This window comes from Pseudodesulfovibrio karagichevae, assembly GCF_041414475.1.
GTDB classification, from domain to species: domain Bacteria; phylum Desulfobacterota; class Desulfovibrionia; order Desulfovibrionales; family Desulfovibrionaceae; genus Pseudodesulfovibrio; species Pseudodesulfovibrio karagichevae.
Window position 1 is genome coordinate 60,833 of sequence record NZ_JBGLYH010000001.1, and the last position, 12,187, is coordinate 73,019.

Below are 12,187 nucleotides of genomic sequence, written 5' to 3' on the forward strand. Positions count from 1 at the left end.
CCATGCTGTCGGTCCGGAACCTGTCCATCGAATTCAGCCGTTACGACAAGGGATGGCAGCGCCGCACCCTGCACCCGGTGCGCGACCTGTCGCTGCACATCGCCCCCGGCGAGATCGTGGCCGTGGTCGGCTCCAGCGGGTCGGGCAAGAGCCTGCTGGCCCACGCGGTCCTCGGCCTGCTGCCGGGCAACGCCCGGTACACCGGCGACATCCTGTTCCGGGGCGAACCCGTGACCGCGCGCTCCGTGAAACGGTTGCGCGGCAAGCGGATCGCCCTCATCCCCCAGTCCGTGGCCTACCTCAACCCGCTGGCCAGGGTCGGCAGGCAGGTCTACCGGGCCTCGCGCCTGAGCGGCCAGTGCTGCCTGGACGCTGCCCGGAACACGGACTGCGCCTTTGCCCGCTACAGCCTGGAGGCCGGGGTCAAGGCCATGTACCCCTTCCAGGTCTCAGGCGGCATGGCCCGGCGCGTGCTCACGGCCACGGCCACGGCGGGCGACGCGGACCTGCTCATCGCGGACGAGCCGACCACCGGCCTGGACGCCGAGGTCATCCGCCAGTCCCTGGACCACCTGCGCGAGCTGGCCGACGCCGGCAAGGGCATCATGCTCATCACCCACGACATCGACGCCGCCGTGACCATCGCGGACCGGGTGGCGGTCATCTACGCCGGGACCACGGTGGAGACGGCTCCGGCCTCGGACTTCGCGGGACGGGGGCGGCTCCGACACCCGTATACCCGCGCCCTGTGGAACGCCCTGCCCCAGCAAGGCTTCCGCTACGTCGGCGGGAACCAGCCCATGGAGGACCGTCTGGTGGAGGGGTGCATCTACGCCGACCGCTGCGCCGACCGGGGCGAGGACTGCCGCGCGTCCCAGCCGCTGCGCGCGGTGAACGGCGGACAGGTGAGGTGCTGCCATGCTTAAGGGCGACAAACTGTTCTTCCGCTACGAGACCACCCCGTGGATCATCGAGGGGCTGACCTTCGAAGTCCGTCCCGGCGAGGTGGTCGGCCTGCCCGGTCCCAGCGGCCGGGGCAAGTCCACTCTGGCCAAGCTTCTGGCCGGGCACCTGGCCCCGCAACAGGGCACGGTGACCTGCGACGGCCAGCCGCTGCCGCGTCGCGCCTTCAGCCCGGTGCAGCTCATTTTTCAACACCCGGAGCTGACCATGAACCCGCGCTGGAAGCTCGGCGACAGCCTGAACGAGGGGTGGCGGCCGGACGCCTGCACCCTGGCCCGGCTGAACATCGAGCCCGCCTGGCTCAGCCGCTATCCGCACGAACTGTCCGGCGGCGAGCTCCAGCGGCTGGCCCTGGCCCGGATCATGTCCCCGCACACCCGCTATCTCCTGGCCGACGAGATGACGGCCATGCTCGACCCCAACACCCAGGCCCTGGTCTGGGACGCGGTTTTGCACTGGGCCCGGCAACACGGCGTGGGCGTGCTGGCCATCAGCCACGACCGCCATCTCCTGGGCCGCATCGCCCACCGCATCGACGAGACCTTTGCGCCGCCGAACCCGGCCGAGCCCCTGAAACTCCACCGGGCCGCCGCCTGACGGGCATGAAGACCGCCCCAAAGCGGCGATAACGGCGGGACGCGCTCCCGGACACCTCCACCGGGCACAATAAAAGGACTTCGGGCAACCGCCCGAAGTCCTTTGCGTATCAATGGTGTCGAAAGAGTCGGCCTCACGCCTCCCCGTCCGGCAGCCGGTCGAACCGGGGCAGGTTCTCCAGCCCGTCGTCCCAGTTGGCCCTGTTCGCGCAAAAGATATGCGCGTCGGGCCGGATCGGCACGTCGCAGTCGAGGCTCCCGGCCGGAACCACCAGGAGCGCCCCGTCCATCTGGATGTTCGGCAGGGCCGACCCGCACTCGGCGCAAAAGCCCTTTATGTGCCCCGTGCCGTTGAAATCGAACCGGCGCACCAGATCCTCGCCGCGCAGCCAGCGCAACGTGGCCGTGGAGGAAAACAGGTTGGCCGCATGGGCGGACCCGGTGTCCTTGCGGCAGCGCTCGCAGTGGCACAAATAAAAATTCTCGAATTCTCCGTCGACCTCGAAGGCGACCTTGCCGCACAGGCATGATCCCGCATATTTCACAGGGTTCCCTCCCATTTTCCGTATCTGCCCGCATTCCCGCAACGGGAAGCGGCTTCCGTCCATGCGATAGCACACGCACGGCCCCTTGCCTACGCCGCAAAAGGGCCCGGGAGTAATCTCCCGGGCCCCGTTCGGACCGGACGCGTCCGGCGGCTCGGCCCGCGCCCGTTATTCCAGGGCGGCGGCGACCCGCTTGAGGACCTCGGGTATCTCGATGGACTGCGGACACTTCTCCATGCACTGCCCGCACTCCACGCACTGGGAGGCGAAGCCGGGTTCGCGCTGCAGGACCGCGCCCGCGGCAAAGGCGTTGTACATGTGTCTGGCCTCGGCCTCGTTGCCGAACATGTGCAGCTTGTTGAACATGTCGAAGCAGGTGGGAATCTGGACGCCCGCCGGGCACGCTAAGCAGTAGCCGCAGCCGGTGCAGCCGACCTGCATGAGCTTACGGTAGGTGGCGGCCGCGCGCCTGATCAGGTCCAGCTCCGCGCGGGTCAGGGAGTCCGATTCGGCCTGGGCGGCCACGGCCAGATTCTGGCGAATGTGCTCCTCGTCGTTCATGCCGGACAGGACCACGGTGACCTCCGGGTGGTTCCAGACCCAGCGCAGGGCCCACTCGGCCGGAGTCCGCTTGGTCTCGGCCAGGTCCCAGATGTCGGCGATGGCCCGGGGCGGCTTCGGCAGGGCCAGGTTGCCGCCACGCAGGGGCTCCATGATGACCACGCCCAGCCCCTTGGAGGCCGCGTATTCCAGCCCCTTGGTGCCCGCCTGGAAGTCGGTGTCCAGGAAGTTGTACTGGATCTGGCAGAAGACCCAAGGGTAGGCGTCGACGATGGGCTGGAAATCCTCGGACAACCCGTGGAAGGAGAAGCCGGGATTGACGATGCGCCCGTCCTTGACGGCCTTGTTCAGGAAGTCCTTGGCCCCGAGCGCCTCGATGGTCTTCCAGGACGGCCCGGACAGGGCGTGGATCAGGTAGTAGTCGATGTGGTCGGTGCCGAGCCGTTCCAGCTGGGCGTTCAGATAGGTGTCCATGTCCTCCCGGCTCTTGATCAGCCAGGTGGGCAGCTTGGTGGCGATCCTGACCTTGTCGCGATAGCCGTCCTTCAGGGCCTTGCCGAGCAGCGGCTCGCTCTTCCCGTCGTGATACGGCCAGGCGGTGTCCAGGTAAGTGACCCCGTCGTCGATGGCCTTGCGGATCTGGGCGATGGCCCGGTCCTCGTCGATGACGCCGTCGACCATGGGCAGGCGCATGCACCCGAACCCCAGGGCGGACAGTTTGTCGCCGTTCTTGGGCATTGTTCTGTAAAGCACTCTTGTCTCCTTATGGAATATGAACATTACGGTCGCGCGCGCCCCGGCCGTCGATCGCTCGCAGGGGGCGCCGCCGGTCGGGTTTCGGGCCGTCCCTAACCCAACGCGGCGTATTCCTCGTCCGAAACGGGGTCCAGCCATTCGTTGCTCCCGTTTTCTCCGGGAACCTCCACGGCCAGGTGCGAGAACCAGCTGTCTCCGGCGGCCCCGTGCCAATGCTTCATCCCGGCCGGGATGGCGACCACGTCGCCGGGACCAAGCTTGCGGGCGGGCTTGCCCCATTCCTGGAACCAGCCGCGTCCGGCGGTACAGAGCAGGATCTGTCCTCCGCCCTTGTCCGCCTTGTGGATGTGCCAGTTGTTCCGGCACCCCGGCTCGAAGGTGACGTTGGCGATGACAACCCCTTCCCCGGACAGGATATTCAGGTAACTCTGGCCCGCGAAGTACTGCGCGTAGGCGATGTTCTCGGGCCCCCGCTCGAATATTTCCCTAAACTTACCCTCGGACATTCGACGCTCCTTATGGTTTGCGGTGTGCGGCCCGTCCCCGTCGCGGGCACCGGCCGCCATCCGCGGATTCGATGCGCTCCCGGCGCATTCGGCAAGATCGGCGCCCGGAATCTTGAACCATGCGATTGCATGATTGAACGTGTCGTTACGTTTGATGTTGCCACCGCCGGTGGCCTGGCCTTTGCGGGGACCACCGCCCTCTTCGCCGCGTCGCCCATGGCGGCTACGCGGAAAATCGGACGGGGTTGCGCGAAGCCGAATTCATGCGCATATGCTTTGCACAGGCAATCCGGGCCGAATCACGCGGCCACAGGCGCAACCAGAGGGTTCCCGAGGCGGTCCGATTTCCCCCATTGTATAGGGCCGGGGACCCCGACAAGAATAGACCGATCCTCTTTCATTGTTGCCCGATCCTACGGAAGCGACACCCCGTCCCTTGTCCGGAGGGTTGCCAAACTGATAAGGATGCATGCAAAGGAGACTCGCTGTGAGCACAAAGACGACAGACACCATCAGCGCGGCGCGGAGCGCCCTGGCGAAACGGATCTACCGCTGGACGGGAACGGACAACCGTCTGATATCGGACATTCCGGGGTTGATGCTGGTCCGGTACGACACCCCCACCGAACCGCAGAGCGCCATGTACGAACCGTGCATCTGCCTGGTCGCCCAGGGCGCCAAGCGGGTCCAGCTCGGGGACGAGGAATACGTCTACGACGAGAACCACATGCTGATCACCTCGGTCGGCCTGCCGGTCATGGCCAACGTCATCAAGGCGAGCAAGGAAGCCCCGCTCCTCAGCCTGGTCCTGAAGATCGACCTGCGCATGGTGGCCCAGCTCATGGTGGACAGCAACCTGCCCGCACCCCGCAACCGGCCGCCGGGCCGGGGCATGGCCGTGTGCGAGGTCTCCGGGCCGCTGCTCGACGGGTTCCAGCGGCTGATCGACCTCCTGGACACCCCGGAGGACATCCCCATCCTCTCGCCGCTGATCCTCAAGGAGATTCTCTACCGCCTGCTCATGGGCGAGCTCGGCCCGCGCCTGCGCCAGATCGCCACGGCCGAGAGCCACGGGCAGCAGGTCGCCCGGGCCGTTGGCTGGCTCAAGGAAAACTACGCCAAACAGCTCAAGGTGGAGGGACTGGCCCGGGAAACCGGCATGAGCGTGTCCACCTTCCACCATCATTTCCGGGCCATGACGGCCATGAGTCCCCTGCAATTCCAGAAATGGCTCAGGCTGCACGAGGCCCGGCGGCTCATGCTGTCCGAAAACCGGGACGCCACCACCGCGGCCCTGCAGGTGGGCTACGAGAGCCCGTCGCAGTTCAGCCGCGAATACAAACGCCAGTTCGGCGCCCCGCCCCTGCGCGACATCAAGAATCTGCACCGGGAAGGCCAGACCGAGATCGTCTCGGGCGCGGCATGATCCGGCCGGGGGCAAAAGGAGTTTCGGGAAGCCGGGAACGCGTCACTCGGAACGCGGGGAAGATTGCGCCTGCCGGTACACGCCGTCCAGGGCAGTGGCCACCCGCCCGATGGTGAACTCCGCGTCCAGACGGCGGCGGCCCGCCTCGCCCATGGCCGCCCGCTCGCGGGGGTGGTCGATCAGCCGTTGCAGCGCCTCGGCCAGAGAGGCCGCGTCTCCGGGCGGGACGACCAGGCCGGTGACGCCGTCCCGGTTGACCCAGTCGACCCCGGACCCCGGAATGGCGGTACTGACCAGGGGCACGCCGTAGCGCATGGCTTCCAGCTGAACCATGCCGAAGGCCTCGGCGCGGTCCACCGAGGGAAGGCAGGCCACGTCCGCCCGCCGCTGCAACGCCCGAAGATCCCGGTCCTCCAGTTCTCCGGGCAACTCGACCCGATCCTCCAGGCCGTATTCGCGAACCATGTCGCGGATGGTCCCGTGCAGCGGGCCGTCGCCGACGACGACGAATCGCGCCCCCGGAACCAGCCTCGCCGCCTCGACCAGGGTTGCATACCCCTTGTAATAGGAGAAGCGGCCCACGCTCAAAATCAGGGGCGCGGACACCTCGGGAAGGGCCGCGCCCTCCGGATACCGGGCCGGGTCGATACCCAGGGGCACCACCACGCACTTGTCCCGCCATTGGGCCAGGGCCCGGCTCGACGCGGCGTACGGCGGGGATGTGGTGACCACCCGCCGCGCCAGGGAAAGGCTCTTGCGCTCGAACAGCCGGTAGATCGGATAGGCGGCGCGCGCCAGCCTCCCCGGCAGGCCGTCCGCGTCGGCGTGCCAGTGGATTATGAGAGGGATATGGGCGGGGAGCCAGAGCGAGAACAACACCGCAGGGTTGGGCAGGTGCAGATGGATGAACTCGGGCCTACTTTCTCGGACGAGACGGCCCAGGAGCAGGGGAAACGAAGGGGATAGCGGGGCAAAGCCCAGGTTGCACAGGATCCGCGCCCGCACGGCGAATACGCCGTCGGCTATCGAATTATCCGTCGGCATCCAGGGACGCGCCTGGTGGCAGAGCACGGCGACTTCGTGGCCCCGCCGGGCCTGCTCGGCGGACAGGTCCCGGACAAAGGTCTCGATTCCACCGCGCTCCGGGTGGCCGAACTTGCTGATGTGGAGGATGCGCATGTCTGATTTTGGGTACACCAGACACCGGCCTGAGGCAACTTGAGAGATGAAAACCGCCTCTTCCGCTTGGCGGGAGAACCGGCTCCCTTCTTTACGCCGATTGCGGCCCCGGAGCGCCCCCGGCTGCACGCGGTCCCCCGACTGCCTCCATTGAGATTTTATTACAAAAAATGTCGAACGGACCGTCAGGTAACTTTACACGCCCTATCCCGGTGTGTTAGGGATGCAGACAACGATACCGAAGTGCAGGAACGACGGGGATGCCGGGGCAAGCCGCAGCAGCCCACCCGGAGCCAACCCAGACTATTTCTTAAGATTTTATTAATCATAGTTGACACGTTCGACAGCTTCGGTAGAGTTTGTGGAATTTGTGCAATTGGAGTGACGGCCAACCATGCGCAAGCCGGAACGGCTGCTTGGCGTATGACCAAAAATTGGAGAAGGATGATATGAACCGCTTGATTATGCTGATCGCCGCCATCGTGCTGCTTGCCGCTCCTGCGGCTTTTGCCGAGACAAACGGCCAGGAACAGACCAACACCGATATTGTCCGGACTGCGGGCACCCAGGCCGTCACCGCCGTCACGAGCCGTATCGCCACGGTTGCGGGCGCCGGTGCACGGGGCGTAAGACCCACCCAGGTGTCCAAACTGGACGAGAACGGGAATTTCAAATTCAACACCGATGCCCAGGAACTCGGCCTGGCTTCCGGTGACTCCGCCGCCAACATCGGCATCTGGGGCATGGGCTCCTACATCAATTTCAGCAGCTCCGCCAGCGGCGGCCGCTACGACGCCGATTACTACAGCGCCTTTGTCGGCGTTGACTGGCGCGCCACCTCCGATCTGCTGATCGGTATCGCCGGCGGCTACGGCAGCATGGACCTCGACAAGAAGGGCTGGAACAACGGCACCGACAACGGTTCCCTCAAGACGGACCACGAATGGACCGTCCTGCCCTACCTGGCCTACAACTTCACCGACAGCACCATTCTCGACGCCGCCTTCGGCTATACCGCCAGCCGCTACGCCGACAGCGACGGCACCAATACCGGCCATTATGATGCGACCCGCCTGCTGACCAGCATCGGACTGACCCAGAACTACACCATCGACGCATGGACGCTGAGCGGCCGCCTGGGCTACATGTACATCGACGGCGACATGGGGTCCTTCTCCCGCGGCGGGACCGACATCGCCAACCCGGACAACTACCTGGGTCAGATCACCGGCGAAGCCAAGGCCGCCTACCTCTACGACTTCGGGCTCGAGCCCTACGCGGCGCTGCGCTACATGTACGACGTCCAGACCTCCTCGACTCCGGTCGGCTCCGACTACGACGAGTTCGAAGGAATTCTCGGCGCGAACTGGTACCTCCGCAACGATGTGACCCTGGGCCTTGAAGGCGGAGCCAGCATGGGCCGCAAGGACTACGAGGCTTACCGTGGTCAACTCTATCTCCGCTACGAGTTCTAGCCACACCGACCAACGAATCTGATAGGAAAGGGCGGCTTTTGCCGCCCTTTTTTTACTTGAGCCCCTGTCCTCAACCGTAGCGGAGAAGGCCATGATCTCCCCCTCCGACGTCGCCGTCATCATCCCGGCCCTGAACGAGGCCCCCACGATCGGCTCGATGGTGGAGCAGGTCCGGCAACTCGGCTGCGTGGTCTACGTGGTTGACGACAACAGCGGGGACGACACCTTTGAACGGGCCGTCGCCGCCGGGGCCACGACTCTCAGGCTCCCCTACACTGCCGGGGCCTGGATGGCCGCCCAGGCCGGACTGCGGCATGCTTCCCGACAGGCGAAGCACGGATATTTCCTCACCATGGACGGCGACGGGCAACACGAGCCCCGATACATCCCCGACTTGATCCGGGCCTATGAGCGGGAAGGGGCCAACACGCTCATCGGCAGTTGCCCGCAGCGGGGCAGCCGGGCTAGAAAACTGGCGTGGCGGTTGTTCGCAAGGCTGACGCGCCTGGGGATCGTGGACCTGACGTCCGGGTTCCGGCTCTATGACCGCAAGGCCCTGGACGCGTTGCTGTCCCGGGAGGGAACACTGCTCGACTACCAGGACATCGGCGTGCTGCTGTTGCTGCGCCGCCGGGGGGTGACCTGCCGCGAATATCCCATCTGCATGGGCGAGCGGGTCAACGGCCATTCCAGGATCTTCGATTCCTGGCTGGACGTCGGACGGTATATGATGAAGACTTTCATCTGGATTTTCGTCGATTGGATAACCGGGCGAGGGCCCAGCCCCCGCAAACAGGAAGGGCATGACGCTTTTTAACGAAGTTTCCACGGGCATCGCCGTCGTCGTCGGCAGCGTGATCATCTGGCTGATCCGCAAGCAACGCATCGGCGTGTACCAGACCGCGCTCTGGCTGGGTGCAGTATTCTGCATCATCCTGTTCGGGGTCTTCCCGTCCATACTCGACTGGCTGGGCGGGCTGCTCGGCGTGCACTATCCGCCGATCTTGCTGATCATCGTCAGCCTGTGCATCCTGCTCATCAAGCTGCTCACCATGGACATCCAACTGACCCGCCAGGAAACCAGGATACGGTTCCTGACCCAAAAGATGGCCGCCTACGAGGCGCGGCTCACGGACCTCGAGGATAACGGGGACAAGCAGGACGGCGGCGCATAACGTCCCACTCGCCTTATTCCGTGGATAATCGACAAGGAGTTGCCCTGAATATGCGGACGATCCCTTCGAGGACTCCCTTGACCGGCAGCGCCCGGATTGCCGGGGAAGCGCTCCTGGTACCGGCGCGGGCCGCGTGCTCCGCACCGCTCCTTGTCCGCGCGCTGATCGCGGCGGTACTGACCGCCCTGCTCCTGGCCGGGTGCGTCGGGCGGGTCGATCCAGCCGTGCTGGCGGGCAACGCAGGCCTCGCCCCGGTCTCTTTTTCCGGTACATATTTCGATCTGGTCGGCTACGAGCGGGGCACGGGCCCCGTGTTGCGCGTCTACATCGAAGGCGACGGCATGGCCTGGCGGACGTGGAACCGCCCGTCCTCCGACCCCACGCCGAAGCGGCCCGTCGGACTCATGCTGGCCGCAAAAGATACCAACGACGCGGTGCTCTACCTTGCGCGCCCCTGCCAGTACGTCGAGGGCGGACAGCGCCGCAACTGCACCACCCCGCTGTGGACCTCAGCCCGTTTTTCCGAACCCGTCATCGCCGAGATGAACGCCTTTCTCGACCAGGCCAAGGCCCGGGCGCACGCTGACCGGCTCAAGCTGCTGGGCTATTCGGGAGGCGGCTGCGTCGCGCTGCTGCTGGCCGAACGCCGTCAGGACGTGGATGTGGTCGTCACGGTGGCCGGGAACATCGATCACCCCTTCTGGACCCGGTGGCACAACGTCACCCCGCTTCACAACTCACTCGACCCCCTGGCCGACAAGACCGCCCTCAGGTCCGTGCGGCAGCTGCACATCGTCAGCCGCGACGACTCGGTCATGCCCCCGTCCATCGCGGAGCACTACGCGGCCGAACTGAACGCCCCGGGCAAGGTCCGGATCGTCACGGTGGACGGCATGGGCCACACTGGGGACTGGCAGGATGTCGTGCCGGGCATCCTCGCCCAAAGCGGGTTATGGTAGTATGAAGCGGACCGCGCCCAACGGGACCGTCCTGGCCGGACTGTGCATGCTGGCTGCGGGCATCCTCCTGAACCACCTGCTCGCCGGGCACCACGCCGCCCTGCTCCAGGCGGCGGGCTGCCGGGCGGACGGCGTGCTGGCGGTCACCAACAACGACGGCTACTACCATCTCGACCACGCCCGGATGTTCGCGGCCGAAGGAATGCCCCTGTCCGGGCTGTGGGCCGGGTCCATGCTGCTCTCCCGACTGCTGGCCTTCCTGGGCGGGAGCGACATCCCGGCCCTGCTTGCGGCGGCAACCCCACTGGGCCCCGTCCTCGGCCTGTCCATACTCCTGGCGGTCCTGCCCTGGGCCATGGAAACGAAGGGACTGGCCGTCGTCTTCCTGGCCCCCCTGCTGGCTCTGCTGTCGCCCTACTGGATCGGCCGGACCCACGTCGGCGTGGTGGATACGGACGCGCTGGCCCCGTTCTTGGCGTACGCCTCGCTCTACTGCGTCATGCGGTTCTCCACCTCGGCGTCCCGCCGCCTCGCCTGGGCGGCCGGGTATGCGGCCCTGCTCGGCCTCCTGTGGCTGTGGTGGAAGCCCGGCGCCTTCATCGCCGTAAGCTTCCTCGGCTGCTATCTTCTGTACCGCCCCCGGCAACGGGGGGACCTGACGTGCAAGCTGGCGCTGCTGGCCGCGATCGGCTGCGCGGCCGCCCTTGCCCTGGCCCGGGTGTCGCCCTTTGCGGGCTGGTACGACTACGTCGCCGCGCACATCGCCCTGGCCTTCGGCGGGGCCGAAGGCTCGCTGCTGAGCGATGCCATCATGGAACTGCACCCGCTGACGCTCGCCCAGCTCGGAGACAGAACCCTGGGGAGCGCCTGGCTGCTGCCGCTCCCCCTGTTCGGCGCGGCCCTGTACGGGTGGCGCTTCCGATGGAAAAGCCTCTTTCCGCTCCTGCCCGGCGTCGCCTTCGGGGTCGCCGCCCTGCTCTCCCGGCGCTTCATCCCGTTTTTCGTCCCGGCCGCAGCCCTGCTCGCGGTCTATTTCGCCGTGGAGGCCTGCCGCTGGATCGCCGCGCGCGTCGGGACCACGCCCTTACGGCAGCGGGTCGGCCGGTACGGCTCCCTGGCAGCGGCCTGCCTGATCCTGTTCGGCGCGGTCGGCGTCCGGGCCGCGCACTACGTCCCGAAAGCCTATTTCTCGGCGGCGGACTTCACCCTGGCGGAAGAGCTCAAACAGGCGTTCCCGCCGGGGACGACCGTCTGGACCTGGTGGGATTACGGCTACTTTTACCGATTCTTGACCGGCATGCCGGTGTATTTCGACGGCGGCTCCCAGACCGACGCCACCTGCTTCATTGCCGCGTACCCGCTCATGCAACCCGACCGGCAGGCCGCCGCACGGTGGATCCGCTATTTTTCGGAGCACAAGCAGGCCTCATTGGACCTCTCGCAGCGGGGAAACGGCTGGCCGCAATATATTGCGGAATACACGGCGAAGCACATGCCGGGAGGAACGGACGAGCGGCAGTCCGTGGCCCTGAGCCTCCCGGCGCGCGTCTTCACCACGGTGGGCTATCTCTATGCCTTCGCCCACGTCTTCGACGAGAATCCGTCGGTTGTGGCCAACCACCTGGACCTCTTCGCCAAGGGCGATTTCCGCTACGACCAAGACGCCGGGACCGTCGTGGTACCGCAGGTCATGGTCGACAAAGGGTACTCGGGATTCGGCAGCGTCCTCGATCTGACTGGGAAGGAACCGGGTCAATTCGATTTCGCCGCCCTGTCCGCCCCCTACCTCACCTATTCCGACACGACGGACTTCCTGGCCGTGACCGACAGGACGACCGTGCGCTCCGTACTGTTCCAGCTGCTCGGCCTGTACCGGACCGCGCCGTCGCCCTTCGAACCCGTACAGCCCTTCGGCCTGCGCACGGGCGGCCTCTGGCGGGTCCGTTCTTCGACGGCGGCACGAACCCCATAGCCCCCGAAGCCCCCTGCCCAAACCGCGTCCGACAAAAGGGATGACGAATCGGCGTGGAGAAGCTATGGTCCGCG

General features: G+C 66.2%; 12 protein-coding genes. 8 read left to right on the top strand and 4 right to left on the bottom strand.

Features of this window, described 5'->3' with window-relative positions; all coding sequences use genetic code 11:
* The first annotated feature begins 2 nt into the window (after positions 1–2).
* A complete protein-coding gene (locus tag AB6M95_RS00245) occupies positions 3–926 on the top strand; it encodes an ABC transporter ATP-binding protein (RefSeq protein WP_371384718.1) in 924 nt (307 codons plus the stop codon).
* Positions 919–1,560 carry an ABC transporter ATP-binding protein gene (locus AB6M95_RS00250; protein ID WP_371384719.1) on the top strand — a complete coding sequence of 214 codons (642 nt, stop codon included), beginning with the start codon at positions 919–921 and terminating at the stop codon, positions 1,558–1,560. The genes AB6M95_RS00245 and AB6M95_RS00250 overlap by 8 nt, the downstream gene beginning before the upstream one ends.
* A 133-nt stretch (positions 1,561–1,693) precedes the next feature.
* On the opposite strand, the gene AB6M95_RS00255 is transcribed toward AB6M95_RS00250, so the two are convergent.
* The 3 genes from AB6M95_RS00255 to AB6M95_RS00265 all read right to left on the bottom strand — a co-directional run bounded on the left by AB6M95_RS00255 (position 1,694) and on the right by AB6M95_RS00265 (position 3,927).
* Positions 1,694–2,104 carry a GFA family protein gene (locus tag AB6M95_RS00255; protein WP_371384720.1) on the bottom strand — a complete coding sequence of 137 codons (411 nt, stop codon included), beginning with the start codon at positions 2,102–2,104 and terminating at the stop codon, positions 1,694–1,696.
* Between the two features lie 168 nt (positions 2,105–2,272).
* Positions 2,273–3,418 carry an aldo/keto reductase gene (locus AB6M95_RS00260; RefSeq protein ID WP_371384721.1) on the bottom strand — a complete coding sequence of 382 codons (1,146 nt, stop codon included), beginning with the start codon at positions 3,416–3,418 and terminating at the stop codon, positions 2,273–2,275.
* A gap of 95 nt (positions 3,419–3,513) precedes the next feature.
* Complete coding sequence (locus AB6M95_RS00265; protein ID WP_371384722.1) at positions 3,514–3,927, bottom strand: cupin domain-containing protein; 414 nt, start codon at positions 3,925–3,927, stop codon at positions 3,514–3,516.
* Positions 3,928–4,414: 487 nt separating this feature from the next.
* On the opposite strand from AB6M95_RS00265, the gene AB6M95_RS00270 reads away from it, so the two are divergent.
* Entirely contained in the window at positions 4,415–5,353 is a 939-nt protein-coding gene (locus AB6M95_RS00270) for an AraC family transcriptional regulator (RefSeq protein WP_371384723.1), read from the top strand.
* 42 nt (positions 5,354–5,395) lie between these two features.
* Here AB6M95_RS00270 and AB6M95_RS00275 read toward each other — a convergent pair whose 3' ends face one another.
* On the bottom strand, positions 5,396–6,532 hold the full coding sequence (locus AB6M95_RS00275) for a glycosyltransferase (RefSeq protein ID WP_371384724.1): 1,137 nt from the start codon (positions 6,530–6,532) through the stop codon (positions 5,396–5,398).
* Between the two features lie 449 nt (positions 6,533–6,981).
* On the opposite strand from AB6M95_RS00275, the gene AB6M95_RS00280 reads away from it, so the two are divergent.
* From AB6M95_RS00280 to AB6M95_RS00300, 5 genes are all read left to right on the top strand, one after another.
* The gene (locus AB6M95_RS00280) at positions 6,982–8,007 is read left to right on the top strand and encodes an autotransporter outer membrane beta-barrel domain-containing protein (protein ID WP_371384725.1); all 1,026 of its coding nucleotides are present in this window, start codon (positions 6,982–6,984) and stop codon (positions 8,005–8,007) included.
* A 91-nt stretch (positions 8,008–8,098) separates the two neighbouring features.
* Complete coding sequence (locus AB6M95_RS00285; protein WP_371384726.1) at positions 8,099–8,824, top strand: glycosyltransferase family 2 protein; 726 nt, start codon at positions 8,099–8,101, stop codon at positions 8,822–8,824.
* Complete coding sequence (locus AB6M95_RS00290; RefSeq protein WP_371384727.1) at positions 8,811–9,182, top strand: DUF2304 domain-containing protein; 372 nt, start codon at positions 8,811–8,813, stop codon at positions 9,180–9,182. Before AB6M95_RS00285 ends, AB6M95_RS00290 begins: the two co-directional genes overlap by 14 nt.
* Before the next feature lie 50 nt (positions 9,183–9,232).
* On the top strand, positions 9,233–10,141 hold the full coding sequence (locus tag AB6M95_RS00295) for an alpha/beta hydrolase (RefSeq protein ID WP_371384728.1): 909 nt from the start codon (positions 9,233–9,235) through the stop codon (positions 10,139–10,141).
* 1 nt (position 10,142) lies between these two features.
* Entirely contained in the window at positions 10,143–12,113 is a 1,971-nt protein-coding gene (locus tag AB6M95_RS00300) for a hypothetical protein (RefSeq protein ID WP_371384729.1), read from the top strand.
* The last annotated feature ends 74 nt before the right edge of the window (positions 12,114–12,187 follow it).

Bases quoted from the DNA above. Each gene is read 5' to 3' on its own strand.
- AB6M95_RS00245 (WP_371384718.1), top strand. From the start codon at position 3: ATGCTGTCGGTCCGGAACCTGTCCATCGAATTCAGCCGTTACGACAAG.
- AB6M95_RS00250 (WP_371384719.1), top strand. From the start codon at position 919: ATGCTTAAGGGCGACAAACTGTTCTTCCGCTACGAGACCACCCCGTGG.
- AB6M95_RS00265 (WP_371384722.1), bottom strand. From the start codon at position 3,927: ATGTCCGAGGGTAAGTTTAGGGAAATATTCGAGCGGGGGCCCGAGAAC.
- AB6M95_RS00275 (WP_371384724.1), bottom strand. From the start codon at position 6,532: ATGCGCATCCTCCACATCAGCAAGTTCGGCCACCCGGAGCGCGGTGGA.
- AB6M95_RS00280 (WP_371384725.1), top strand. From the start codon at position 6,982: ATGAACCGCTTGATTATGCTGATCGCCGCCATCGTGCTGCTTGCCGCT.
- AB6M95_RS00285 (WP_371384726.1), top strand. From the start codon at position 8,099: ATGATCTCCCCCTCCGACGTCGCCGTCATCATCCCGGCCCTGAACGAG.
- AB6M95_RS00290 (WP_371384727.1), top strand. From the start codon at position 8,811: ATGACGCTTTTTAACGAAGTTTCCACGGGCATCGCCGTCGTCGTCGGC.
- AB6M95_RS00295 (WP_371384728.1), top strand. From the start codon at position 9,233: ATGCGGACGATCCCTTCGAGGACTCCCTTGACCGGCAGCGCCCGGATT.
- AB6M95_RS00300 (WP_371384729.1), top strand. From the start codon at position 10,143: ATGAAGCGGACCGCGCCCAACGGGACCGTCCTGGCCGGACTGTGCATG.